The sequence below is a fragment of the Streptomyces rugosispiralis genome, from assembly GCF_024505145.1.
In the GTDB taxonomy this organism is placed as follows: Bacteria; Actinomycetota; Actinomycetes; order Streptomycetales; family Streptomycetaceae; genus Streptomyces; species Streptomyces rugosispiralis.
On record NZ_JANIAA010000013.1, the window covers coordinates 132,677 to 157,378 of the forward strand.

Below are 24,702 nucleotides of genomic sequence, written 5' to 3' on the forward strand. Positions count from 1 at the left end.
CGGAATTCTATTCGAGACCGGAGCATGTGTCCCGGTAGTTTTCACAACCCCCACGAAAATCCTCGCCCGCCCCGGCTTCGAGAGATCATGCGTCAGGCTCGAGGGACGAGCCGCAACGGCCGTGTCAGTGCGTCGACGCGGCCCATGCGACCGAGGAGGTCCCGCCGTGACTGTTGCCGCAGTCGGCAATACCGGTGATGCCATGGAGCTTTTCCGTGGCACCGCCCACAGCCCGTCGTTCTTCGCGCTCAACCGCGCCGGGGTCACGGGTGGCGGACAGGAGCTCGTGGACTTCTGCATCCCCTGCAATCCGTACTTCCCCACCCCCGCGATGTTCGCCGTGATGGCGGTCAGGCTGCGGGACATCCTCACCTACTACCCGAGCTCCGCGGAGACCATCACCGCCGAACTGGCCGATGTGCTCGGGCTGCAGCCGCAGACCATGGCGATGGGCAACGGCTCGACCGAGCTCATCACCTGGATCGACCATCTGCTGGTGAAGGAAAGCCTGGCGGTGCCGATTCCCACCTTCGGCCGCTGGACCGACCAGCCGATGGAGACCGGCAAACGGGTCGATATGTTCCAGCTCCCGGAAATGAGCGGATTCGCCCTCGACCCCAACGCCTTCGTCAACTTCGTACGCTCCCGGGGCTCCCGGGTCGCCGTGATCTGCAATCCCAACAACCCCGACGGCGGGCTGGTGCCCCGCCAGGCCCTCATCGGCATCATGGACGCCCTGGCCGACCTCGACCTGATCGTGATCGACGAGTCCTTCCTGGAGTTCGCGGACGCCGAGGCGTATCCGAGCGTCGTGGACGAGGCCATCCTGCGCCCGAACGTGATCGTGCTGCGCAGCCTCGGCAAGAACTTCGGGCTGCACGGGGTGCGCTTCGGCTATCTGGTGGCCAATCCGTCGCTCGCCGTGCAGATCCGCTCCCGGCTGCCGAAGTGGAACCTCAACTCCTTCGCCGAGGTCATCGTCTTCATGCTGAAGCGGTACCGGCAGGAGTACGTGGAGAGCCTGCGCATGCTCAGCCGCGACCGGCAGCAGATGACCACCCAGCTGGCCGGGCTGCCCGGGATGACGGTCTACCCCTCCCAGGGCAACTTCGTCTTCGTCAAGCTGCCCGCCGGGACGGACGGCAGCTGGATCCGTGACCAACTGCTCTCCCAGCACGGTGTGCTGGTCCGCGAATGCGGCAACAAGCTGGGCAGCAGCAGCCAGTTCATGCGGCTGGTGGTGCGGTCCCAGCCGGATGTGCAGCGGCTGCTGACCGGGCTGAGCACGGTGCTGTACGGGACGTCCTTCTACGCCCCGCAGGTCAGCTGGGACCAGCAGCCGTCGCTGCCCTCGGGGTACGCGCAGCCCTCGGGCTCCATGGAGGCCCTGGGAGTCACCGGGCAGGCGCAGTCGCTGGACTACTCCTACCAGCAGCCGCCCCAGCTGCCCGCGGCGCCGGTGGCGCAGGAGCCCCAGCCGATGTACTCCGCGGCCGCCCTCCCGGTCCCGCAGGGCGTCTCCGGCGACCCGTACGGGCAGGCGTCCTTCGCGGGTGCGGGCGCCGGCGCCTCGCCTGGGTACGTCCAGCAGCAGCAGCCGCTCCCGGAGCTGTCGCCCGCGTATGTCGCCACTCCCCCGGCCCAGCCGCCCCTGTACCAGGCCCCGGCCGCACTGCCACAGCCCCAGATGGTCCAGGCCCCGCAGCCGCAGATTCCGCAGCAGGCACCGGCGCAGCAGTTCCCGGCCCAGCAGTTGCAGCCGGCCCAGAACCTGGCGCCGCAGGGCCAGGCTCCGTTAATGCAGATGGCGCCCCAGCCGCAGGGCGCGCAGTACCAGGGCGCCCAGGCGCAGACCTCCCAGATGCCGATGGTCCAGGCCCAGGGCGCCCAGGGGCAGGGGACGGCGGCGTACGCCCAGGCCCGGCCCGAGGAGACGACGGTCGACCAGATCCCGGTCTACGGGCAGCGGAACGCCGGGATACCCGAACCGTCGCCGATGGAGCGGACGCAGGCCATGACCTACGACCCCGCCGAGCTGAAGGCCGCGGCGGCGGCAGCGGCCCCGATGGTCCCCCTCAGCGAGCAGGACGACGACCCGACCGGCCAGACTCCGGCGCTGCAGCGCTATCCGCGCCCCGCGGCGTACCTCCAGGACGACTCGACCGCATGACCGGGCCTTGGACCGGGCCCCGCCACCGAGGTCATGACCGACGCATCCGGTCGTCGCACGGCCAGGCCGGGGACACCCCGGCCGCCGCGCAGACCGCGATGTGCAGCAGCAGGGGATGGGTGTACGGCTCCCCGTCGCCCGGCCAGTGCACCACATCGGGCTCCGCACTCCCCGTGGTGCCGGTCCGCCGCCCGGGTACACCGGTCACCATGGCGCCGGCCGCGTAGACGGCCGGCGCGGGCCAGTCGACCCCGACGTCCGAATGGGGCGGCACGATCCACCACCAGCACCCGGCGCCGGTGAGCACGCATCCCGCCCGGGGCAGCAGAGCCATCACCCCGGGACCGTGCCGCTCGGCGATCCCCACCGCGTCGTAGGCCCGGTCCGTCCGCAGCGCCGCGGGCAGTTGAAGGCGGTGGCGGCCGGACACCGCGCGGAATCCCCACCGGCCGAACCGGTCGCGGACGAGGCCGGTCAGCGCACCGGCGAAGGCGTACGTCATCTAGGGGCACTTCACAGAGGTCGGGCCGATGGTGCCTGCGGTCGCCGCGGCGGAGCGCGGTAACGGGATCATGCCGCAACTATGCGCACCGCCGGGGACACTTGGCAAGCGTCACTCTGAATTGTGCAGAGTCGTCGGTGCAATGTGTCCGTTCCGCACTGGCCATGGCACACTGCGAACATCAGTGTTGGGGGTCAGGGAGGGATTCAGGTGAGTGAACCGCGGTCGGCACCGACCGTGGGTCAGGTCGTCCTCGGCAAGAGGCTGCAGGATCTGCGGGAGAAGGCGGGGTTCAAGCGGGACGAGGCGGCCAGAGTGCTGCGGGTGGCGCCCGCCACCATCCGCCGCATGGAGACCGCCGAGGTCGCGCTGAAGGTCCCGTATGTACAGATGCTGCTGGACGCCTACGGGATCACCGGTGAGGAACTCGACTCGTTCGTCACCCTGACCGAGGAGGCCAACAAGCCCGGCTGGTGGCAGCGGTTCCACGACATCCTGCCGGACTGGTTCAGCGTCCACGTCAGCCTGGAGGGCGCGGCCGAGATGATCCGGGCGTACGAGCCGCACTTCGTGCCCGGACTGCTCCAGACCGAGGACTACGCCCGCGCGGTCATGCAGACCGGCGCCGTCGGCCAGGCCGGTCCCCGGCAGGCGGAGCGCCATGTGGCGCTGCGCATGGAGCGGCAGTCCCTGCTCACCCGGCGGGATCCGCCCCGGCTGTGGGTGGTGATGGACGAGACGGTGCTGCGCCGGCAGGTGGGTTCGGCGGCGGTGATGCGCCGGCAGGTCGACCGGCTGCTGGAGGCCGTGGAGATGCCGCACATCACGCTGCAGATCTCGGAGTTCACCTCCGGGCACCATCCGGGCACCTATGGGCCCTTTGTCCTCTTCCGCTTCGCTGTACCCGAACTGCCGGACATGGTCTACGTCGAGTACCTGACCGGCGCCGTCTACCTGGATGAGCGCATCGAGGTGGCCTCCCATCTGGAGGCCATGGACCGCATGGCGGCCCAGGCGGCAACCGCACGACGCACAAAGGAAATCCTCCGGGATTTCCGCAAGGAGCTCTGATCGGAATGGATCGCATTCACAACGGCATGCGCGCGAGCGACCTCGGCAGTGAGGGCTGGCAGAAGCCGTGGAGCGGTGGCAACGGCGGCAACTGCGTCGAAGCCATGAAGCTGGACGACGGCCGGGTCGCGATCCGCCAGTCGACCGATCCGGACGGTCCGGCGCTGATCTACACCCGCGACGAGATCATCGCGTTCATCCAGGGCGCCAAGGCGGGCGAGGCCGACTTCCTCGTCTGCTGACGCGGCCTCCGCGCGCGGACGCCGACGGCCGGTGGGCCGTCGGCGTCCGCGCGGCGTCGGTGTGCCGTTACGTGACGTCGGTGGCCAGCGCCCGCAGCAGGCCGACGGTCAGCGCGGTACGGGCCGGGATCGGGGCGAGCACGGTGTGTTCGTGGCGGGCGTGGGCACCGGAGCCGAGGGCACCGAGCCCGTCGAGGACCGGACGGCCGAGCGCGGAGACGAAGTTGCCGTCGCTGGCGCCGCCGACCGCGGTCTCCGCCAGCTCCCAGCCGTGTTCCGCGGCGATCGCGTGGGCCCGCTCGAACAGCCGGCGGGACGGGGCATTGGGAACCATCGGCGGACGGTTCCACTCGCCGGTGACGGTCAGCCGCACCCGCTGGTCGGAGGGGGCGAGGGCGTGCAGCGCGGCGTCGATCCGCTTCATCTCCTCCGGTTCGGCGATCCGGACGTCGATGCCGCAACTCGCCTGTGCGGCGATCACATTGCGTCCCGTGCCGCCTTGAATCAGCCCCACGTTCACCGTGGTCCCCCGCTCCGGGGCGCCGAGCGCGGCGATCCGCGGGACCACCTCGGCCAGCGCGTGGATGGCGCTCGCGCCCGCGAACGGGTCGAGACCCGCATGCGATTCGATGCCGTGGGCCGTCACATCGAACAGCCCGACGCCCTTGCGGGAGGTCTTGAGCGCCCCGTCCAGGGATGCCTCGAAGACCAGCGTGGCCAGGACGTCCTCACTCAGCCGCTCGATATGGCGGCGGGAGGCGGGGCTGCCGATCTCCTCGTCGCCGTTGAGCAGCAGCCGCACCGAGGGGTGGGGAAGCCCCAGCTCGCGCAGCAGCCGCAGGGTCCAGACGGCCTGCACCAGACCCGTCTTCATGTCGAAGACCCCGGGGCCGCTCGCCCGGCCGTCCTCGACCTCGAAGGGCCATTCGGCGAGCGTTCCGGCCGGCCACACCGTGTCGTAGTGGCACAGCATCAGCACGGTGCCGGGGGAGGTGCCGCGATAGGTCAGGGCGAGCACATCGCCGTGCGGTCCGCAGTCGTGGCGCTCGGTTCCGTCCGGTTCGCCGAGCCGGTCGACGACCCAGCCGCTGATCGTGGCGAGTCCCGCGTCCAGCAGCCGCTTGTCGTTGCTCGGCGTCTCCAGCTCCACCAGCGCCCGTAGGTCTTCGATCATCTCGGGGAGCGCCTGGGCGGTGGCGGCGGCGAGGTCGGAGGGGGTCATGCGATGAGGATCCTTCCCGGGTTGGCGTGGGTGAGGGAGCGGCTGGGATCAGCGGACGGGCGCGCCGGGGCCGAGCGGAATGCCCAGCGCCCACCAGACGTAGAAGAGCAGGGTCCAGGCCACCAGCATGGCCACGGACAGCGGCAGGGTCAGCGAGGCGAGGGTGCCGATCCCGGCGGAGCGCCGGTAGCGCTGGAGGAAGCCGAGCGCCATGACGAAGTAGGCGCTCATCGGGGTGATGGCGTTGGTACAGGAGTCGGCGATGCGGTAGACGGCCTGGGTGGCCTCCGGGGGGATGTGCAGCAGCATCAGCATCGGCACGAAGACCGGGGCCACCAGCGCCCACATGGCCGAACCGCTGGTCATCGCCAGATTGATCACCGTGCACACCACCACGATGCCGAGGAAGGCGACCGGGCCGGTGACCCCGAGGTCCTTGAGCAGATCGGCGCCGCGGATGGCGAGCACCTGGCCGACACCGGTCCACTTGAAGTAGGCGAGGAACTGGGAGATGGCGAAGAACAGCACCAGGATGGGGGCCATCTCCCGCATGCCCTGCGCCATGAAGTCCGGAAGGTCACGGCCGCTGCGCACGGTGCCCGCCGCCCGCCCGTAGACCGCGCCGAGGAGGGCGAAGAGCAGTCCGAGCACCACGGCGATTCCGGAGAGCACGGGCGATTCGACGATGCTGCCACCCTCGCCGCGCAGCGGTGATCCGGTGGGGATCATCGCCACCACGATCACCGCGAGGTAGCCGACGAGGGCGACGGTGGCTCGGCGCAGCCCGCGGCGCTCCTCGGGCGCGAGGGCGAGCTCGACCTCCTCAGTGGTGTTCGCGGTGGCTTCCCCGTCCGTCTCCTCGGGCTCCGGTGGAAGCGCCGCCACCCGCTTCACCAGCACCTTCTCGGTGACGAAGGTGATCACGGCGGCCAGCACCACCGAGGAGGCGAGGGAAAAGAAGTAGTTGGACAGCGGGGTGACGACATAGCCGGGGTCCACGGTGTGCGCGGCGGCCGTGGTCAGCCCGGACAGCACCGCGTCCATCGGGGTGATCAGCGGGCTGGCGTCATAGCCCGCCGATACGCCGACGAACGCCACCACGATCCCCAGCAGCGGGCTGCGCCCGACGGCCCGGAAGGCCAGCCCGCCCAGGGGGACCAGTGCCACATACGCGGCGTCGGACGCGATGTGGGCGACCATCGCGGTGAAGGCCAGGGCGAAGGTCATCCAGCGCGCCGGGACCCTGGCGACACCGGCCCGCAGCATCGCCGCGAGCAGCCCCGACCGGTCGGCGACGGCGACACCGAGCATGACGACCAGGATGGTGCCGAGCGGCGGGAAGGTGGCGTAGTTGGTGATCGCGTCGCTGATCATCGACCGCACCCCGTCGACCGAGATCAGGCTGCGCACCGCCACGGTCTTGTCCCCCGCCGGATCGACCGCGGAGACGTCCGCGGTGGCGAGCCCCCAGCTGATCAGCGCGAGGAAGGCGCTGAGGATGGCGAACAGCCAGAAGGGGTGGGGAAGTTTGTTGCCCGCGCGCTCGACGGCGCCGAGCACCCGGAGCAGTGCGGACAGCGCCGCCGAGGATTCCCCGGGCGCGTCGGGAGGCGGTTTGCCGGGCGTGTTGTCGGGTGTGGTCGTGGTGTCGTTGGAACTCACCGTCCGCACTCCTTCGTCGACGACGCAGTAGTGGTCGTCCATTAGAGAAGCCATGGCGGAATGAGGCAAGTAAAAGACTCGTTACGCAAGAATGATTCACGCATGGCGCACCAATCGCACGATAGATTCGTAACCATGACAGCCGTTCCCTCCACCCCACCGGTGCTCGACGACGCCGACCTCGATCTGGTGGCCGCCCTCCAGGTGGCGCCGAGGGCGCCGCTGAGCGCGCTGGCCGACGTGCTCGGCAGCTCCGCCAGCACCGTCGGCCGCCGGCTGGGCCGGCTCGCGGAGGAGCGGCTGCTGCGGGTGATCGGGCAGGTGGAGTGGCCGATGCTGGCCGAGGGCAACCCCATGCACATCTGGGTGGCCACCGCCCCGGGGCAGGCGTGGGAGGTGGCCCGGCAGCTGTCCGAGCTGCCCGAGATCCCGTTCGTCGCCACGACCACGGGCCGCACGGATGTCTACTGCTCGCTGCACGCCACCCGCCGCGACCGGGCGCGTGAGCTGCTGATGACCCGGATCCCGTCGGTCCCCGGTGTGCGGTCGGCCCATACCGAGCTGGTGCTGCGGGCGACGGCGAAGTCCGACTCCTGGCGGCTGCGGCGGCTGGACGACGCCCAGGTGCGGGCGTTGCGGGAGGTGGCCGATCCGGTGGCGGAGCCCACCGCCGTCACCGGGTTCGGCGACGACGAACTGCGGGCGACGGAGCTGCTGCGCCGGGACGGACGGGCGAGCGCCGCCGATGTGGCGCGCGGGCTCGGCATCAGCCGGTCCACCGCCTACCGGCTGACCCAGTCGCTCCTCCAGCGCGGGCTGGTGCGGCCCCGCGTGGAGATCGAACCGGCGCTGCTCGGCCATCCCCTGGAGGTCGTGATCGAGCTGCATGCCGCGCCCGGGGCCATCCAGGACGTGGCCGACGCGCTGGCCCGGCATCCCTCGGCGCGCTATGTCTCGATCGTGGCGGGCACCTCCTCGGTGATCCACCACGGGGTGTTCCGGGACGAGGAGGGCCTGGCCGAACTGCTCACCCGCGATCTCGCGACGCTTCCCGGCATCACCGCCTGCGAGGTGTCGGTGGTCCTCGATGTGCTGCGCCGGTACTGGATCGGCCGCGAGGACGGAAGGCTGCTGGCCCAGGACCGATGAGTTCCGTGCGGCGCGCCGGTCTGAGAGGTGGAACAAGGAGCAACGGCTTTCCGCTCCCCCAAAAGCCTTCCCCCGCCCGCTCGCCGAGGAGACACCATGGGCAACAACGAGATCACCATCACCCGGGACCTGGACGCACCGCGCGAGACGGTGTGGCGGGTGTGGACCGAGCCGCAGTACTTCGCCCGCTGGTTCGGCGCCGCGCCCGAGTCCGCCGACCTCGACGTCCGGCCGGGTGGCGCCTGGAAGGCGACCGTCGCCACGCCCGCGGGCGAGATGCCGATGCGCGGTGTCTACCGCGAGGTGGCCGCCCGGGAGCGGCTGGTGTGGACGCTGGACCTGCCGCAGGGCGCGATGGAGATGAGCGCCACCTTCGCCGATCTGGACGGCGGCCGGACCCGGGTGGTGCTCCGGCAGCCGGCCCCGCCGCGGGAGCAGTGCGCCCAGGCCGAGGAGGGTGCCGCCCAACTGCTGGACGCCTTCGCCAAGGTGCTCGCGTCGGTCTGAGGGCTCCCGGTCACTCCCCCGGTGGCGGCCCGTCCCATTCGATGACGTCCACCTCGTCGCCCACGGCCAGTTTTCCGGCGCGGGTCACGGAGAACTGGCAGCCGAACAGGGTGGCGCCGCCGGGGCCGCGCCGGTAGCCGGCCATGGTGCGCAGCGGCTCGGGGCCCGCCTTGACGCCCTCGCTCTGATCGACCGTCGTCACGACGCACCGGGCGGTGTGCTTGGCGAAGCCCAGCTCGGCTCCGCCGACGGCGATCCTGCGGACCCGGTCCTCCCGATGGGGTTCGTCCCATCCGCCGATCACGATGCCGGGGCGGAAGCGGCTCATCGGCAGTGCCGCGCCACCCGCCTCGGCGATCCGCGCGTTCAGCCCGTCCAGGCTGGCCCGGGAGACGATGTGCACCGCGGCACTGTCGGCGTAACCACAGGTGCCGGGGATCCAGCCATCGGTCACCCGGTCGTGCTCCGGGGGCACCCGCACCAGCCTGCTCGGCGCGCCCAGGAACCGGGAGAGCCACGTGGCGGCGTCCTCGCCCTGGTCGATGCCAAGGTAGGGCGTGTCGAACACGGTGACCTCGCGCCGGGCGGAGGTGGTGTCGATGTCGATGGCCACCTCGTCCTCACCGGGTGCGGACAGGGTGAGCCGGGTGCCGTGCGGGTCGATGGCGGGGCGGATGACGGCGAGCCGGGGATCCCGCCGCTGAGTGCGGCACTCTCCGTCCTCGTCCATGACCATGAAGCTGCGGTCGTGTTCCAGACCAGCCTGTGTCAGCAGCGCCTCGGACAGGGAGACACCCGCGCAGCCCTTGATGGGATAGCAGGTCAGCTCGACAACGGTGGCCACGCGGGCACCTTACCCCAGGGGTGGCGGCGGCTCCGAGCGGCCGATCGGGGCGGTCGTCCCCATCGCCCGGTGCCCGACCGGCGTTTCATGGCACGGCCCGGCTCCGCCATGCGCCCCCGGCCCGGCGTCCAGCGGCAGGACGTAGCACCGAGTACGCCGAATGACCCCCGTGCACGGCCGGTGACCACCGGCATACGCCGTAGGTGCGCTGCGCCTCCCGTCGGCGGGAACGCAAAACGAACCGTTTCCGGGGAGCGGCGGACGAGGCCGCGGGAAAAGCGCGGCCCCCGGGCCGCCCGGGGTCCCGGACAGGCGGGGTGAGGGGTGACTATTCCGGGGCCGCTCCTGCGAGCGGCTGGAAGGGAGGAAGTCGATGTGAGGCAATGATATGCGCGGCGGCGCGGTTCCCGCTATACACGGACGGCGTGATTCTCCGCCAGTTCCCGGCCGCCATGACGACCGGCCCTTTTCGGAGAACTGCCGCGACGCACGGACGGTCGGCGAGGCGATGCCCGACAAGAGATACGGTAAGCGCCGAGTCAAGTCCGTTCCGTGACCGATGAGTTGGCCAGGCGCGCAAGCGGCTGCCGCTGTTCCGCGGGCCATACCGGAGGCGAGAGGGCATACGGCTCGGGACCCTGGTTCCGCGCCCGGCGACCTCGGGAGCCAGCCGTAGGGCGCGCCGGTGCCGAAAGCGGCGAGGAGCGGGGAGCGAGGAGCGGGGAGCGAGGACCGAGCGCCCGTCGACGGGGAGTGTCGGCACCGGATCAGGGCGACCGTCGACGAGGAGCGTCGGCACCGGATCAGGGCGGCCGGAGGCGAGCGACCCGAGGAAAGGCGGTCACCTCGCCGTCTTCCCGTCGCCTCCCCGCCGCGTCGTCGTCCGGGACCGCGTCCGGCCCCGGACGGCGGCCCCGCCCCTGAACGCCGCGGTCGGCGGCCGGCCCCGTCGATACGTTTCAGTCTCCCGCCGCGCCCCGCGAAACTCCGCCGGGCACCTCCGGGCGCGTTCACTCATGCGTCCCCCTCTTCCCCACCCCACCGCAAGACCGTCCTATTTCCCGCGCCTCCCGCCGTCTCCCGCTCTCCCCTTCCTCTCCTCCCCTCCCCGGCATTCTCCGGATGCCGGGGAGGGGGCCGGAACGGCCGGTTCCAGCGCGGTGCCGCGCGGTTACCGCCGCCGCCTCGGGTCCGGCCGCCATGCGTCCGATCTTGACCGGGCGGTGCCGCAATAGCGCCGGAGAAGATCCCGTGCCGCGCGCCCGGCCCGCACCGGACGCCGTATTGAGCGGCCCGCCGCTCGTCCGCGCTTCAACCTTCCACGCCCCGGCGGCAATTCACCCGGACCGCCGTCCGGGATCGGTCGCCGATCACCCGTAATCCAATCCAGCGGAATAGCGTCCGCCCCTCCCCGGGGTCCGGAGAATCATTTCCGTTCGTACGAGGACGTCCGGCGGCGCGTGCTCGCCCGCGCCCGCCCCCGGCCCGTCGCTCCCGCCCCGCCGGCGGCCGTGCGCCCCCGGCCCTCCATGCGCCTCCCACCGCGCAGCTGAGGAGGCGTCAGCCGATTCCGGGGTGGCACCGGGCGGCGCGCGGCGGTCCATGAGGCCCCCTGCGCCTTGTGACCGGCGGGGCCGGGCTGCGGTACTCGTACAGCCCGCCGGGTCCTCCGGAGGGCGACGTCGAGAGCCGTTGTGGAGAGGAACCAGCCTCATGGCCGTACGAGGAAGTCACCGACGCCCCGCATCGCCCAGCCGGGTCTCGCCGCTGTGCGCGGCGCTCACCGCGGGTGGTGTCGGCATCGTCCTGCCGCTCCTCGGCGCCGGCGCCGCCCACGCGGCCTCGGTCGACACCTGGAACCGGGTCGCCAAGTGCGAGAGCGGGGGCAACTGGCACATCAACACCGGCAACGGCTACTACGGCGGACTGCAGTTCTCCCAGCACACCTGGGCGGCGTTCGGCGGCACCGCCTACGCCGCGCGGGCCGATCTGGCCTCCAAGGGCCAGCAGATCACCGTGGCCGAGGCGGTGCTGCGCAAACAGGGCCCCGGCGCGTGGCCGGTGTGCTCCGGCCGCGGCCGGCTGTCCCGGTCCGGGCCACCCGCCGGAGTGACGAGCCAGAACGCCCACCCCCGCGCCCAGCACCCGGCGAAGCCCAAGAAGTCGGCCAAGTCCGCCGCGAAGTCCCGGGCCCGGCAGCACACCGCCCGGCGCGCGGCGGCGTCCGGCTCCTACGCGGTCGTCCGCGGCGACACACTGTCCCGCATCGCCACGCGTGCGTCCGTCAGGGGTGGCTGGAAGGCGCTGTACCACGCCAACCGCGGGACCGTCGGCCCGAACCCCGATCTGATCCACCCGGGACAGCGGCTGGCCCTGCCCGCGGGCTCCCGGCATCCGCACAAGGCGGCGCCCCGCCACCGCGCCTCGGCGATCTCGAGCCACACGGTGGTCCGCAAGACGGCGGCCCGGCCGCATATGACCCCGGTCAGCGGGCCGGTCAGCGCGGGGTACGGCATCCGCGGCTCACGGTGGACGAGCGGCCATCACACCGGCGTGGACTTCGCGGTGCCCATCGGCACCTCCGTGTGCGCGGCCGCGCCGGGCACCGTGGTGGCGGCCGGGTGGGGCGGCCCCTTCGGCTACCAGGTGATCATCCGCCACGCCGACGGGCTCTACACCCACTACGGGCATCTGTCGGCGCTGACGGTCCGCACCGGGCAGCCGGTCGAGGCGGGCCACCGGATCGCCCGGTCCGGCAGCACCGGGAACGCCACCGGACCGCATCTCCACTTCGAGGTCCGCACCGGCCCGCGCTACGGGTCCGACATCGACCCGCTGGCCTATCTGCGCTCCCACGGCGTCAGCGTCTGACGCCGCTCACTCCGGACGCATCGCGTCCGCACGGTCCATCTCCGAGGGGTGGGGGAAGGGGAGGCCGCCCGAGGCACGGCTCGGGCGGCCTCCCGCCATCCGCGCGGAGACCGGTCAGTACCAGATCGCGACGGGCAGCCCGGTCGCCGTCGTCTCAGGCGGATCGGGAAGGCTCCGGGCGGCCCGGAGCGCGATGCGCCGCGCGCTCCAGGCCGCCGCCGCGGCGTCCAGGACGTCGTCGGGCGGCACCCGCCCGGCCACTCCGAGGTCGTCGGGCAGGACGATGCCCTGGTCCGCCAGCAGCCGGCGGCGCACGGCCTGGCCGTTCCAGCTCTTCTTGCTCCAGGGCACGGGCCGCCCCTCCTCCAGGGCGGCGAAGGAGACCTCGGGATGGACCTCGTACAGCCGGTGGTCGCCCCCGTCGCGGCAGGCGTTGGCCTCACGCAGCTTCGCCGCCAGCCCCCACGACTGGCGGCTCAGCCCCTTCTTGACCACCCGTCGGCAGACCTCATTGGCCTCGTCGTAGTCGCCCGCCTCCCAGACCTCGCGCGGCGGTACGGAGAAGACCCGGGAGCGGTGCGGGGCCACCAGCGCGGCGGCCAGGGCGTCGGCCGCACGCCATCCCTCCGCCAGCAGCCCCAGCGGCATGTCGACCGCCACCACGGCGGCGTCCGGAACCCGGCCGAGCAGCTCGCTCAGCGCCTCGTCGGTGTCGGCCCCGGCGAAGCGGCCCTCCTCGTCCAGGGTCACGGCCACCCAGCCGGTGCGGCAGGCATCCACCCCCACGACAGGCGATTCGGCGCATCCGGATGCGGGCGGAGTGTGAAAAGCATCGCGACGGGAACCCATGCGCCGTATCCGACCACACGGATGAGCCGGTACGGGACCGAACGGCAGGAAAGGGACGGAGATGGGCGTACGTACTTGGATCCAGGATTGGCCTGTCTACCGCCAGCTGACCGGAAGTGACCCGCTCGGCCGCGGCGCCGCCGCCACCTCGGCCGCCACCCGTGAGCAGCGCCCCCGCACCGTCACGGCCGACAAGGTGGTCAAGTCGGTATGCCCCTACTGCGCGGTGGGATGCGCCCAGAACGTCTATGTGAAGGACGACCGGGTGGTGCAGATCGAGGGCGACCCCGACTCACCGGTCAGCCGCGGCCGGCTGTGCCCCAAGGGCTCGGCGTCCCTCCAGCTGACCACCGGCGAGTCCCGGCGCCACGAGGTGCTCTACCGCCGCCCGTACGGCACCGACTGGGAGCGGCTGGACCTGGACACCGCGATGGACATGGTCGTCGAGCGGGTGATCCGCACCCGCCGCGAGGGCTGGCAGCGGGAGCGGGACGGGGTCCGCGTCAACCGCACCATGGGGATCGCCAGCCTCGGCGGCGCCACCCTGGACAACGAGGAGAACTACCTCATCAAGAAGTTGCTGACCGGGCTCGGGGTGATCCAGGTGGAGAACCAGGCCCGGGTCTGCCACTCCTCGACCGTGGCCGGGCTCGGCACCTCCTTCGGCCGCGGTGGCGCCACCACCTTTCTGCAGGACCTGCAGAACGCGGACTGCATCGTGATCGAGGGCTCCAACTTCGCCGAGGCCCATCCCGTGGGCTTCCAGTGGGTGATGGAGGCCAAGGCGCGCGGCGCGCGGGTCATCCATGTCGATCCGCGCTTCAGCCGCACCAGCGCGCTGGCCGATCTGTACGTACCGATCCGGGCCGGGACCGACATCGCCTTCCTCGGCGGCATCATCAACCACGTCCTCACCGGCGGCTACGACTTCCGCGCCTACGTCCTGGAGTACACCAACGCGGCCACCATCGTCGGCGAGGAGTTCGAGGACACCGAGGACCTGGCCGGGATCTTCTCCGGTCTCGACCCGGAGACCGGCCACTACGACATCTCCACCTGGAGCTACGAGGGCGCCGAGGTCCAGGCGCCGCAGGGCGCGCCCGACGAGCTGTACGAGGACCGCACCCGGCGTGCGTCCCTGTCGACCGCCGCCTTCTCCGAATCCCACGGCTCCGGCGGCGCGCCCATCCCCGCGGCGGTCCCCACCGACCGGACCCTGCGACATCCGCGCTGCGTCTATCAGATCCTCAAGCGCCACTTCTCGCGCTACACACCCGAGATGGTCGAGCGGACCTGCGGGATTCCCCAGGACACCTTCCTGGAGGTGTGCCGCGCGCTGGTGGAGAACTCCGGCCCGGACCGCACCTCGGAGTTCGTGTACGCCGTCGGCTGGACCCAGCACACCGTGGGCGCCCAGTACATCCGCACCGCCAGCATCCTCCAGCTGCTGCTCGGCAACATCGGCCGCCCCGGCGGCGGCATCCAGGCGCTGCGCGGCCACGCCAGCATCCAGGGCTCCAGCGACATCCCCACCCTGTTCAACGTGCTCCCCGGCTACATCCCGATGCCGCACGCCCACGCCCACGAGGACCTGGACACCTTCATCGAGGCCATAAAGACCGAGAAGGGCTTCTGGGGCGAGATGCGCTCCTACGTCGTCAGCCTGCTCAAGGCGTACTTCGGCGACGCCGCGCACGCAGGCAACGACTACTGCTTCGGCCATCTGCCCCGGCTGACCGGCTCCCACAGCACCTATCACACCGTGAAGGAGATGCTGGACGGAGTCTGCAAGGGCTACTTCCTGATGGGCGAGAACCCCGCCGTGGGCTCGGCCAACACCAAGATGCAGCGGCTGGGCATGGCCAATCTGGACTGGCTCGTCGTCCGGGACTTCTCCCTCATCGAGTCGGCCACCTGGTGGCAGGACGGCCCGGAGATCGAGACCGGCGAGCTGCGCACCGAGGACATCGCCACCGAGGTGTTCTTCTTCCCCGCCGCCGCCCACACCGAGAAGTCCGGCTCGTTCACCAACACCAACCGGATGCTGCAGTGGCATTTCGCCGCCAAGGAGCCGGACGGCGAGGCGCGCAGCGATCTGTGGTTCATGTACCACCTGGGGCGGCGGATCAAGGAGCGGCTGAAGGACTCCACCGACCCGATGGACCGGGCCATCCAGGACCTGTCCTGGTCCTACCCCACCGAGGGGCCGCAGGACGAGCCCAGTGCCGAGGCGATCCTGGCCGAGATCAACGGCCAGGACGCGCGGGGCGAGCCGCTCAGCGCGTATACCCAGCTGAAGGACGACGGCTCCACCTCCTGCGGCTGCTGGATCTACTGCGGGGTGTACGCCGACGGCGTCAACCAGGCCGCCCGCCGCAAGCCGCACACCGAGCAGGACTGGATCGCCGCCGAATGGGCCTGGGCCTGGCCGGCCAACCGCCGCGTCCTCTACAACCGAGCCTCGGCCGACCCGGACGGCAAGCCGTGGAGCGAGCGCAAGGCGCTGGTGTGGTGGGATGCCGAGCGGAAGCGGTGGACCGGCCATGACATCCCGGACTTCATCCCCGACCGGGCGCCCTCCTACCGGCCGCCCGAGGGCGCCCGGGGCCCGGACGCGCTCAGCGGAGTGGATCCGTTCATCATGCAGGCCGACGGCAAGGGGTGGCTGTACGCCCCGGCCGGGCTGGTGGACGGTCCGATGCCGACGCACTACGAGCCGCAGGACTCGCCGGTGCGCAATCCCCTCTATCCGGAGCAGCAGCGCAACCCGGTCCGGGAGGTGATCCCCGATGTGCACAACGCCTTCCACCCCAGCGGGGGTGAGCCGGGCAGCGAGGTGTTCCCGTACATGATCACCACCTATCGGCTCACCGAGCACTTCACGGCGGGCGGGATGAGCCGCTGGACACCGTATCTGGCCGAGCTGCAACCGGAGTTCTTCTGCGAGGTCTCCCCCGAGCTGGCCGGTGAGCGGCATCTGGAGCACACCGGCTGGGCGACCCTGATCAGCGCGCGGGGGGTGATCGAGGCCCGGGTGATGGTCACCGAGCGGATGTCCCCGATCAGGGCCGGGGGCCGCACGGTGCATCAGATCGGGCTGCCGTACCACTGGGGTCCCAATGGCTACACCCGCGGGGACGCCGCCAATGAACTGTCCGCCATCGCCCTCGACCCGAATGTCCACATCCAGGAGGTGAAGGCGCTGAGCGCCGATATCCGTCCCGGCCGCCGCCCCCGCGGCCCGGAGCTGACGGCCCTGCTCGAAGACTACCGGCGGCGCGCCGGCATCACACCGCGGACCGGAACGGAGGTACGGGGATGACCGACACCTCGAAGCGCTCCTCGCTGATCGGCCGCAATCTGCTCGCCGGAGCCGAACCGGATGTCGCCGGGGACGCCGGGCACGAGGGCCATCCGCCCCGGGTCGGCTTCTTCACCGACACCTCGGTGTGCATCGGCTGCAAGGCGTGCGAGGTGGCGTGCAAGGAGTGGAACGCCGTCCCGGAGGACGGGCTGGACTTCACCGGCATGTCCTTCGACAACACCCAGGGCCTCTCCGCCTCCACCTGGCGCCATGTGGCCTTCATCGAGCAGAACAAGCCGCTGGGCCGGGCCGAGGCGGGGGTCGACCACGGCGATGTCGATGTGCTGGCCCTCGCGGCGCGGGGCTCCGGAACCCCGGTCGAGGAGGCGGCGATCACCCCCACCTCCCCCGCGTCGCCGTCCGACGGCGGGCGGAACGGGCTGCGGTGGCTGATGTCCTCGGACGTGTGCAAGCACTGCACCCACGCGGCGTGCCTGGACGTGTGCCCGACCGGTGCGCTGTTCCGCACCGAGTTCGGGACCGTGGTGGTCCAGGACGACGTGTGCAACGGCTGCGGCTACTGCGTGCCCGCCTGTCCGTACGGGGTCATCGACGTACGGCCCGAGGACGGCGGCGCCCACAAGTGCACGCTGTGCTACGACCGGCTGGGCGCGGGCCAGGAACCCGCGTGCGCCAAGGCCTGCCCCACCGACTCCATCCAGTTCGGCCCCCTGGACGAGCTGCGCGAGCGCGCCGCCGCCCGGGTCGAGGAGCTGCACCGGGTGGGGGTCGCGGACGCGCGACTGTACGGGCACGACCCGGAGGACGGCGTCGGCGGCGACGGCGCCTTCTTCCTGCTGCTGGACGAGCCGGAGGTGTACGGGCTGCCGCCGGACCCGGTCGTCACCACCCGTGATCTGCCCTCGATGTGGCGGCACGCGGGTGCCGCGGCCCTGTCCCTGCTCGGTGGCGTGGCCGCCGTGTTCGCGGCCCGAGCCGGTGTGAGCGGGCGCCGTACCGGAAGGAGGCGCTGATGAGCGAGTCGGACGTGACCCGTGACGGCATCCGCGGCGCCCGGCCGGGCCGGGACGCGCAGGTCGGCAAGGGGATGGGGGACGGCAGGCGGCGCGGCCGCAAGGGCGGGAAGGGCCGCGGGGGCGAGCAGTCGGTGGTCCCCCGGGCGGAGTTCACCTCCTACTACGGGCGGCCGGTGCTCAATCCGCCCACCTGGAGTTCCCTGGACATCGCGGGCTACTTCTTCCTCGGCGGACTCGCGGGCGCCGGGTCGGTGCTCGCGGCGGGCGCCGAGCTGACCGGCCGTCCGGCCATGGCCCGCGCGCTCAAGGTGTCCTCGATCGCGGCCCTGGCCGGCTCCACCGCCGCCCTGGTCCACGACCTCGGGCGCCCCGGGCGGTTCGCCAATATGCTGCGGGTCTTCAAGCCCACCTCGCCGATGAGCGTCGGCTCCTGGCTGCTGGCGGCCTACGGCCCGATGGCCGGTGCGGCCGCCGCCTCGGACCTGGCCGGGCGGCTGCCGCGCACCGGCCGGGCGGCCACAGTGGGGGCGGCACTGCTGGGTCCCGCGGTGGCCTCGTACACGGCGGTGCTGGCCGCCGACACCGCCGTCCCCGCATGGCACGACGGCTATCGCGAGCTGCCGTTTCTCTTCGTCGGCTCGGCCGCCATGGCGGCGGGCGGTATGGCCCTGCTGACCTCGCCGGTCGCCGAGAACGCCCCGGCGCGGGGGGTGGCGCTGCTCGGCACGGCGGTGGAGACCGCCGCCGTCAAGGCCATGGAACGGCGGCTCGGGGTGGTCGCCGAGACCTACCGCGAGGGCCGGGCGGGCAAGCTGATGCGCGCCGCCGAGGCGCTTTCGGTGGCGGGCGCGCTCGGCGGCGCCCTCCTCGGCCGCCGCGGCCGCCCCGCCGCGGCCCTCGGCGGCGCGGCCCTGCTGGCCGCCTCCGCGTGCACCCGCTTCGGGGTGTTCCACGCCGGGATGCGGTCGGCGGAGGACCCCAAGTACACGGTCCTGCCCCAGCGGGAACGGCTCGAGGCGCGGCGGGAGCGGCCGGAGGACGACTGACGACCGACCCGCCGCCAGGAGCGTCGAGGGGCTATCGCTCGCCCGAAGGCGACGGCGAGGTCGCCTTGGACGAGGTCGCCTTGGGCGAGGCCGCCTTGGGCGAGGCCGACGGTGCGGCGGGCGCCGTGCCACCGCCGGGGTTCGGCCCGTAGGCGTCCAGGAAGCGGTCGCGGAAGGAGCTCATCTTCCACACCGGGGCCTTCGCGCCCGGCATCAGACCGTCGTCCCAGCCCCAGTGGGAGATCCGGTCCAGCACCGCCTTGTCGTGTGCGACGATCGCCACCGGCACGTCCCGGCTGGCGTTGTCGCCGCTGACCCGGGCCAGGGGCTGGTGGTCGCCCAGGAAGACCAGCACCGTGTTCTTGTTGCCGTACTTCAGCACATAGTCGATGAGGCTGTTCACCGAGTACTGGATGGACCTCCCGTACTCGGTCTTCACCTTGTCGGGGTCGGTGAACACGTCCGCCGGCTTCTTGCCCGCCTTCTGGATGGCCTTGTAGACCGAGCCGTCGCCGACCTGGCTCCAGGGGATCGTCTTGGGGATGGGCGCCCAGGGCTGGTGGCTGGAGGTCAGGATGATCTCCGACATCAGCGGCTTGTCATGCTTCTTGCCGTGCTCCAGGCGCTGGAACGCCTTCAGGGCGTACTGGTCGGGCATGGTCGACCAGCTGAACTTGGGGCCCTTGTAGCCGAGGTCACGGGAGTCGTAGACGTGGTCGAGGCCGTAGAACTTGCCCTCCGGCCAGCCCTTGGTGACACCCGGCATGATGCCGACGGTCCGCCAGGCGCCGGTGCGCTGGAAGGCGCGGGTGATGGACATGTGGTCGCCCGCGGTGACGGTGCGGTAGCGGTTCTGGTTGTCGATCCACAGGCCGGTGAGGAAGGTGGAGTGGCCCAGCCAGCTGCTGCCGCCGTACGTGGCCGAGGTGAGCCAGCCGCTCTTGCTGGCGAACCCGGCCTTGTCCAGCCGCTTGGTGGCGTTCTTCAGCGTCTTGTCCACACCGGGTGCGATCGCCGGGTCCTCGATGGCCGAGCGGCCGTAGCTCTCGATGAAGGTGATCATCATGTCCTTGCCGCGCAACCCGGTCAGCAGCTGGTCGCCGGGGGTGTCGCCGTAGGTGTCCACGGCGGCCACCTTGGCGAACTCCTGCTCGTCCTTGAGGGTCTTGCGCACCCGCTCCGCCCGGTCCTGGACCAGCGCGGTGGTGCTCCTGGACGCGAACGGCGCCCCGGCCACCTGCACCCCGAGCGCCGCGCACATCACCCAGACGGTGCCGAGCACCAGGACGGTACGGGTCGCCACGGCGGTGTTCCGCGCCATGACGTTGCTGACCCGCAGCACGGCGAGGGCCATCAGGACGAGCAGGGCGACGGCGAGCACCACGACCCCGATCGCGGCGACGGTGGCGGCCGTCTCGCCGACCGAGTCCTTGAGGTACGACTCCGCGTCGTCCAGCAGTATCCAGTCGAGCACCACGTTGAAACCGCGGCCGAGGAACTCGTTGAAGCCGATGTCGAGGAGGTTCAGGATGGTCAGCGCCCCGAGGACCGCCCCGGCGAGCACCGCCACCACCCGCCGTGCCACCGTCGGCAGCATGAGCAGCAGCGTGGCGCCGAAGATCCCCTCCACCGGGATGCGCAGGAAGGCGCTGGGTTCGACGAGGATGAGTTTGGTCGGCAGGAGGAGGGCGGTGAACACCAGGGCGAGGGACAGTCCCGTGACCGTCCAGGCCACCGTGCGCGCCGCGACGGGGTACTTGGCCCGCCACCCCTTGCGTGCGGGGGGCGCGTCGGGGGCGGTGCCGGCCAGCGGGCCGGTCACGGTGGTCTCCTCCGGGTCCTCCGCCTCCCCGCTCGCTTCGCCGGACGGCTCGGCGGACGTGTCGCGTCCCGCGGAGGTGTCCGTGTCGGCAGAGGTGTCCGTGTCCTCGGCGGCGTCCGGCGCCCGCGCGGGGACATCCGGCGTGCGCTCAGGTGGACCCTCCGGTGACGGGCCCTCCGTCGGCCCCTCCTCCGTGGTTCCCTTGTCCGTTTCCGACCGCTGACGAGAGCTCGATTGGCGCGACAACCCGAAGGTCCTTCCCTGCGAAGCCCGGTGGTGGCACGGCGGACCCGGCTCGGGAGGCCGGGCCCGTCGTTATCCGTACGGCGCGCCGGAGGTCCCCGTTCAATCAACCTGGCACTTTTCCCGGCACCTTCCGCCCCTCGTGAGTGCGCCCGCCCCGACGTTACGCTGCGTCCCTCACATGGATGTGAAGGCGAGGAGGACCCGCACATGCGCATCGGAGAGCTGTCGGAGCGCACCGGCACGCCGCGCCGGCTGCTGCGCTACTACGAGGAGCAGGGGCTGATCCTGCCCGACCGCTGCGCGAACGGCTACCGCGCGTACGACGAGCGGCTCGTCGACCGGGTGCTGCAGATCAGGGGCCTGCTCGACGCCGGGCTCCCCACCCGCATCATCAAGCAGATCCTGCCGTGCCTCGACAAGCCCCGGCGCATCCACTTCTCCGACGCCACACCGGAGATGATCACCACGCTGAAGGACGAGCGGGACCGCATGACCCGGCGCATCGACTGTCTGACCCGCAACCGGGACGCGATCGCCGAGTATCTTGACGCCGTGCTCGACAACCACACCACCAGCTGAACCACCGGAGGAAGCCGCCAGCCCACCGCCGGGAGCCCAGATCACAACCCCAGACAGGCCCTAGCGGTCCCCCCGGGCGGCGGTGCGCCGGGGGCTGTCGCGGCGGGGCCGCAAGGGGGCGTCCTCGTCGCTGAAGAGCTCCGGGTGCTTGGATCGGATCTTCTCCACATCGCTGAAGACCAGCCGCAGATGGGAGCGCAGCGCCTCGTCGGCCCGGTCCAGATCGCCCGCCTCGAGCAGGTCGACCACCTCGCGGTGCTGGCCGATGAGCAGGGACATCTGCTGGGTCATCGGCAGTGAGAGCCTGCGGGCCCGGTCCAGCTGGGCCTTGGCCTGGCTGACGACCGGCCAGGCCGAGGCATGGCCGCTGACGGCCATCAGCCGGGCGTGGAACTCCTCGTCCAGCTGGAAGAAGCCCTCCATGTCGGCCTGGCGGTCGGCCTCCTCCTGCGCGGTGAGCAGCACCCGCAGCTCCGCCACGTCCCGCGCGCCGGCCTTGCCGACGGCCTCCCGCAGCGCGGCGCACTCCAGGGCCTCGCGGATGAACTGGGCGGAGGCCACATCGCGCTCCCGGATGCGCGAGACGAACGTGCCCATCTGGGGGTAGATGTCCACCAGCCCCTCGTCGGCGAGCAGGATCAGGGACTCGCGGACGGGGGTACGGCTCACCCCGAGCTCGGCCGCCAGGTCGTTCTCCGAGACGGCGGAGCCGGGCTCCAGCTCCAGGCCGACGATGCGCGAACGCAGCACCTCATGGACCAGTTGCCGGGTGTTGCGCCCCCGGGAGCGTGCCGCGTGCAGTCCCTCCGCCGATGCCATCTGGCCCCTTCCGAACCCTTGACTCCGCTTGCTGACGTACTTGTATGGTAGCCGACCGACAGCCCGGGTTCCACCCCGGGAGCCCGCTCGAGTGAGGAGCACGCACACATGGCCACGATCACGGAGGCCAAGGTCATCGTCACCTCGCCGGGTCGCAATTTCGTGACCCTGAAGGTGACCACCTCCGACGGCGTGACCGGTCTCGGTGACGCGACCCTGAACGGCCGCGAGCTCGCGGTCGCCTCCTATCTGGAGGACCACCTCGTACCGCTGCTGATCGGCCGCGACCCGGCCCGCATCGAGGACACCTGGCACTACCTGTACAAGGGCGCCTACTGGCGCCGGGGCCCGGTGACCATGACCGCCATCTCGGCCGTCGACACCGCGCTGTGGGACATCAAGGGCAAGGTCGCGGGCCTTCCGGTGTACGAGCTGCTGGGCGGCAAGGCCCGCGAGGGCGCCCTGGTCTACGGCCACGCCAGCGGCGGCGACGTCCCCGAGCTGCTGGACGACGTGGCCCGCTTCCAGGAGATGGGCTACCGCGCGATCCGCGCCCAGGCCGCCGTCCCCGGCTCACCGGGCACCTACGGCATCCGCCACGGCACGGTCGCCACCGTCTACGAGCCCGCCACCGGCGCGCTGCCCGAGGAACAGCCCTGGTCCACCGAGGCGTATCTGGACTTCGCACCCCGCTATCTGGAGGCGGTCCGCGAGCGGTTCGGCTTCGGCTTCCACCTGCTGCACGACGTCCACCACCGGCTCACCCCCACCGAGGCGGGGCGGCTCGGCCGGAGCCTGGAGGAGGTGCGGCTGTTCTGGATGGAGGACCCCACCCCCGCCGAGCTCCAGGAGTCCTTCCGCCAGATCCGCCAGTCCACCACCACGCCCATCGCGGTCGGCGAGGTCTTCAACTCCATCTGGGACTGCCAGCAGCTCATCACCGAGCGGCTCATCGACTACATCCGCGCCTCGGTCGTGCACGCCGGCGGCATCACCCATCTGCGGCGGATCTTCCACCTGGCCGAGCTGTACCAGGTGCGCACCGGTTCGCACGGCGCCACCGACCTGTCCCCGGTGAGCATGTCGGCGGCCGTCCACCTCGACGTCACCGTGCCCAACTTCGGCATCCAGGAGTACATGGCCCACGACCCGCTCACCCACGAGGTGTTCCGGCCCACCTACGAACTCATCGACGGCGCCCTGCACCCCCAGGCCGTGCCCGGCCTCGGCATCGAGCTCGACGAGGAGGCGGCCGCCCGCTTCCCGTACGACCCGAAGTACCTCCCGGTGAGCCGCCGTACCGACGGGTCGGTGCACGACTGGTGACCGCCGACTCCCCGGGCCGCCTGTCGCTGGCCACCCTGTCCCGCGTCCCCGCCGAGAGCCGCCCGCGCGTCGACCCACGGGCGCTGCGCCCCCGGATCGTGCACCTGGGCATCGGCGCGTTCCACCGCGCCCACCAGGCCCTCTACACCGAAGCCGCCGAGGCCGCGCACGGCGGCGGCTGGGGCATCGCCGGTGTCACCCAGCGCAGCCGGTCCGTCGTGGACGCGCTGCGACCGCAGGACGGGCTGTACTCGTTCACCGAGCGGCGGCCCGAAGGACCGGCCACCCGCGTGGTCGGCACCGTGACCGAGGTGCTGCACGCCACCGACGACGGCGCCCGGCTGGCCGCGCTCCTCGCCTCCCCCGAGGTCACCGTCGTCACCCTGACCGTCACCGAGAAGGGCTACCGGCGCGACGCCGCCACCGGCGGACTCGCCCTGGACGACCCGCTGATCCGGGACGACCTGGCGGGACGGCCCGCGCCCGCGAGCGTGGCCGGGCAGCTCGCCGCGGGGCTGCGCGCCCGGCTACGGGCCGGCGGCGCCCCGGTGTCGCTGGTCTCCTGCGACAACATGGCGGACAACGGCGCGGTACTGCGGCGCCTGGTGCGGGAGTTCATCGCCGCCACCGCATGGGCCGACCGCGACCGCCTGCTGGACTGGATCACCGGCTCGGTCGCCTTCCCCGCCACCGTCGTCGACCGCATCGTCCCCGCCACCACCGACACCGACCGGCGGACCGCCGCCCGCGCCCTGACCGTGGACGACGCGGGCGCGGTCACCGGCGAACCGTTCACCCAGTGGGTGCTCCAGGACATCTTCGCCGCCGACCGCCCGCACTGGGAGCGGGCGGGGGTGCGCCTCGTGCCCGATGTGAGCCCGTACCAGCTCGCCAAGCTCCGGCTGCTCAACGGCTCCCACTCGCTCATCGCGTACCTCGGGCTCGGACACGGATGCGAGACCGTCGCCGACGTCCTGGCCACCCCCTGGGGCGAGGAGACCGTACGCGCCTACTGCGCCGAGGCCGCGCAGAGCCTGCCGCCCACCGAGGGTCTTGACCTCCCCGCCTATGTCGACAGCCTGGTCGACCGCTTCGCCAACCCCGCGATGCACCACCGCATCCAGCAGATCGCCATGGACGGATCCCAGAAGATCCCCGAACGGTGGCTCGCCCCGCTGCGCGAACTGCGCGCCGCCGGACGGGACACCCCGCTCCTGGCCACCGCCCTCGCCGCCTGGGCCCGCCGCACCCGAGACCACCCCCTGGACGATCCCCGGGCCCAGGAGCTGCGCGGCGCCTGGGACGGCCCGCACGCCGAGGCCCCGCGCCGGCTGCTGCGGCTGCTGGGCGCCGAGGACCTCGCCGACGACACCGCTCTCGTCGCGTCCGTACGGGCGGAGCTGGACCCCGGCGCCCGGCCACCGCGCTGACCCC

19 protein-coding genes are annotated in these 24,702 nt (G+C 71.8%); 12 read left to right on the plus strand and 7 right to left on the minus strand.

Features of this window, described 5'->3' with window-relative positions:
- Positions 1–202 precede the first annotated feature (202 nt).
- A complete protein-coding gene (locus NP777_RS21335; protein WP_256651834.1) occupies positions 203–2,170 on the plus strand; it encodes a pyridoxal phosphate-dependent aminotransferase in 1,968 nt (655 codons plus the stop codon).
- Between the two features lie 31 nt (positions 2,171–2,201).
- Here NP777_RS21335 and NP777_RS21340 read toward each other — a convergent pair whose 3' ends face one another.
- Positions 2,202–2,672 (minus strand): hypothetical protein, encoded by a 471-nt coding sequence (locus NP777_RS21340; protein WP_256651775.1) that lies wholly within the window; start codon positions 2,670–2,672, stop codon positions 2,202–2,204.
- 210 nt (positions 2,673–2,882) lie between these two features.
- Between NP777_RS21340 and NP777_RS21345 the strand changes: the two genes are divergently transcribed.
- Both NP777_RS21345 and NP777_RS21350 read left to right on the plus strand, forming a co-directional pair.
- The gene (locus NP777_RS21345) at positions 2,883–3,743 is read left to right on the plus strand and encodes a helix-turn-helix domain-containing protein (RefSeq protein WP_256651776.1); all 861 of its coding nucleotides are present in this window, start codon (positions 2,883–2,885) and stop codon (positions 3,741–3,743) included.
- Positions 3,744–3,748: 5 nt separating this feature from the next.
- Positions 3,749–3,985 carry a DUF397 domain-containing protein gene (locus NP777_RS21350; protein WP_256651777.1) on the plus strand — a complete coding sequence of 79 codons (237 nt, stop codon included), beginning with the start codon at positions 3,749–3,751 and terminating at the stop codon, positions 3,983–3,985.
- A 67-nt stretch (positions 3,986–4,052) separates the two neighbouring features.
- On the opposite strand, the gene NP777_RS21355 is transcribed toward NP777_RS21350, so the two are convergent.
- Together NP777_RS21355 and NP777_RS21360 are read right to left on the minus strand one after the other, a co-directional pair.
- The gene (locus NP777_RS21355) at positions 4,053–5,207 is read right to left on the minus strand and encodes a M20 family metallopeptidase (RefSeq protein ID WP_256651778.1); all 1,155 of its coding nucleotides are present in this window, start codon (positions 5,205–5,207) and stop codon (positions 4,053–4,055) included.
- A 48-nt stretch (positions 5,208–5,255) separates the two neighbouring features.
- On the minus strand, positions 5,256–6,923 hold the full coding sequence (locus NP777_RS21360; protein ID WP_256651779.1) for an AbgT family transporter: 1,668 nt from the start codon (positions 6,921–6,923) through the stop codon (positions 5,256–5,258).
- Positions 6,924–7,004: 81 nt separating this feature from the next.
- On the opposite strand from NP777_RS21360, the gene NP777_RS21365 reads away from it, so the two are divergent.
- Positions 7,005–8,018: an Lrp/AsnC family transcriptional regulator gene (locus NP777_RS21365; protein ID WP_256651780.1), complete on the plus strand. Its 1,014-nt coding sequence runs from the start codon at positions 7,005–7,007 to the stop codon at positions 8,016–8,018.
- 96 nt (positions 8,019–8,114) lie between these two features.
- Positions 8,115–8,525, plus strand: coding sequence for an SRPBCC family protein (locus tag NP777_RS21370; RefSeq protein ID WP_256651781.1), 411 nt, complete (start codon positions 8,115–8,117; stop codon positions 8,523–8,525).
- A gap of 10 nt (positions 8,526–8,535) precedes the next feature.
- Here the strand turns inward: NP777_RS21370 and NP777_RS21375 are convergent, their stop codons facing one another.
- On the minus strand, positions 8,536–9,369 hold the full coding sequence (locus NP777_RS21375) for an MOSC domain-containing protein (RefSeq protein WP_256651782.1): 834 nt from the start codon (positions 9,367–9,369) through the stop codon (positions 8,536–8,538).
- Positions 9,370–11,082: 1,713 nt separating this feature from the next.
- Here NP777_RS21375 and NP777_RS21380 point away from each other — a divergent pair.
- Positions 11,083–12,240, plus strand: coding sequence for a transglycosylase family protein (locus tag NP777_RS21380; protein WP_256651783.1), 1,158 nt, complete (start codon positions 11,083–11,085; stop codon positions 12,238–12,240).
- Positions 12,241–12,354: 114 nt separating this feature from the next.
- Here the strand turns inward: NP777_RS21380 and NP777_RS21385 are convergent, their stop codons facing one another.
- The gene (locus NP777_RS21385; RefSeq protein ID WP_256651784.1) at positions 12,355–13,026 is read right to left on the minus strand and encodes a DUF429 domain-containing protein; all 672 of its coding nucleotides are present in this window, start codon (positions 13,024–13,026) and stop codon (positions 12,355–12,357) included.
- A gap of 124 nt (positions 13,027–13,150) precedes the next feature.
- On the opposite strand from NP777_RS21385, the gene fdh reads away from it, so the two are divergent.
- The 3 genes from fdh to nrfD are packed head-to-tail and all read left to right on the plus strand — an operon-like array spanning position 13,151 to position 18,476.
- Positions 13,151–16,411 carry a formate dehydrogenase gene (gene fdh, locus NP777_RS21390; protein WP_256651785.1) on the plus strand — a complete coding sequence of 1,087 codons (3,261 nt, stop codon included), beginning with the start codon at positions 13,151–13,153 and terminating at the stop codon, positions 16,409–16,411.
- Positions 16,408–17,427 (plus strand): 4Fe-4S dicluster domain-containing protein, encoded by a 1,020-nt coding sequence (locus NP777_RS21395; protein WP_256651786.1) that lies wholly within the window; start codon positions 16,408–16,410, stop codon positions 17,425–17,427. The genes fdh and NP777_RS21395 overlap by 4 nt, the downstream gene beginning before the upstream one ends.
- Positions 17,427–18,476 (plus strand): NrfD/PsrC family molybdoenzyme membrane anchor subunit, encoded by a 1,050-nt coding sequence (nrfD, locus tag NP777_RS21400; RefSeq protein ID WP_256651787.1) that lies wholly within the window; start codon positions 17,427–17,429, stop codon positions 18,474–18,476. Before NP777_RS21395 ends, nrfD begins: the two co-directional genes overlap by 1 nt.
- Positions 18,477–18,507: 31 nt before the next feature.
- Here nrfD and NP777_RS21405 read toward each other — a convergent pair whose 3' ends face one another.
- Positions 18,508–20,544: a sulfatase-like hydrolase/transferase gene (locus NP777_RS21405; protein WP_256651788.1), complete on the minus strand. Its 2,037-nt coding sequence runs from the start codon at positions 20,542–20,544 to the stop codon at positions 18,508–18,510.
- Between the two features lie 207 nt (positions 20,545–20,751).
- On the opposite strand from NP777_RS21405, the gene NP777_RS21410 reads away from it, so the two are divergent.
- The gene (locus NP777_RS21410; protein ID WP_256651789.1) at positions 20,752–21,123 is read left to right on the plus strand and encodes a MerR family transcriptional regulator; all 372 of its coding nucleotides are present in this window, start codon (positions 20,752–20,754) and stop codon (positions 21,121–21,123) included.
- Between the two features lie 60 nt (positions 21,124–21,183).
- Here the strand turns inward: NP777_RS21410 and NP777_RS21415 are convergent, their stop codons facing one another.
- Entirely contained in the window at positions 21,184–21,942 is a 759-nt protein-coding gene (locus NP777_RS21415; protein WP_256651790.1) for a GntR family transcriptional regulator, read from the minus strand.
- Positions 21,943–22,050: 108 nt separating this feature from the next.
- Between NP777_RS21415 and manD the strand changes: the two genes are divergently transcribed.
- Both manD and NP777_RS21425 read left to right on the plus strand, forming a co-directional pair.
- Positions 22,051–23,268: a D-mannonate dehydratase ManD gene (gene manD, locus NP777_RS21420; RefSeq protein WP_256651791.1), complete on the plus strand. Its 1,218-nt coding sequence runs from the start codon at positions 22,051–22,053 to the stop codon at positions 23,266–23,268.
- The gene (locus NP777_RS21425; RefSeq protein ID WP_256651792.1) at positions 23,265–24,698 is read left to right on the plus strand and encodes a mannitol dehydrogenase family protein; all 1,434 of its coding nucleotides are present in this window, start codon (positions 23,265–23,267) and stop codon (positions 24,696–24,698) included. Before manD ends, NP777_RS21425 begins: the two co-directional genes overlap by 4 nt.
- Positions 24,699–24,702: the final 4 nt, after the last annotated feature.

Excerpts from the sequence above, each read along its gene's own strand:
- NP777_RS21335 (WP_256651834.1), top strand. The coding sequence starts at position 203 with ATGGAGCTTTTCCGTGGCACCGCCCACAGCCCGTCGTTCTTCGCGCTC.
- NP777_RS21340 (WP_256651775.1), bottom strand. The coding sequence starts at position 2,672 with ATGACGTACGCCTTCGCCGGTGCGCTGACCGGCCTCGTCCGCGACCGG.
- NP777_RS21350 (WP_256651777.1), top strand. The coding sequence starts at position 3,749 with ATGGATCGCATTCACAACGGCATGCGCGCGAGCGACCTCGGCAGTGAG.
- NP777_RS21355 (WP_256651778.1), bottom strand. The coding sequence starts at position 5,207 with ATGACCCCCTCCGACCTCGCCGCCGCCACCGCCCAGGCGCTCCCCGAG.
- NP777_RS21360 (WP_256651779.1), bottom strand. The coding sequence starts at position 6,923 with ATGGCTTCTCTAATGGACGACCACTACTGCGTCGTCGACGAAGGAGTG.
- NP777_RS21365 (WP_256651780.1), top strand. The coding sequence starts at position 7,005 with ATGACAGCCGTTCCCTCCACCCCACCGGTGCTCGACGACGCCGACCTC.
- NP777_RS21370 (WP_256651781.1), top strand. The coding sequence starts at position 8,115 with ATGGGCAACAACGAGATCACCATCACCCGGGACCTGGACGCACCGCGC.
- NP777_RS21380 (WP_256651783.1), top strand. The coding sequence starts at position 11,083 with ATGGCCGTACGAGGAAGTCACCGACGCCCCGCATCGCCCAGCCGGGTC.
- fdh (WP_256651785.1), top strand. The coding sequence starts at position 13,151 with ATGGGCGTACGTACTTGGATCCAGGATTGGCCTGTCTACCGCCAGCTG.
- NP777_RS21395 (WP_256651786.1), top strand. The coding sequence starts at position 16,408 with ATGACCGACACCTCGAAGCGCTCCTCGCTGATCGGCCGCAATCTGCTC.
- nrfD (WP_256651787.1), top strand. The coding sequence starts at position 17,427 with ATGAGCGAGTCGGACGTGACCCGTGACGGCATCCGCGGCGCCCGGCCG.
- NP777_RS21410 (WP_256651789.1), top strand. The coding sequence starts at position 20,752 with ATGCGCATCGGAGAGCTGTCGGAGCGCACCGGCACGCCGCGCCGGCTG.
- NP777_RS21415 (WP_256651790.1), bottom strand. The coding sequence starts at position 21,942 with ATGGCATCGGCGGAGGGACTGCACGCGGCACGCTCCCGGGGGCGCAAC.
- manD (WP_256651791.1), top strand. The coding sequence starts at position 22,051 with ATGGCCACGATCACGGAGGCCAAGGTCATCGTCACCTCGCCGGGTCGC.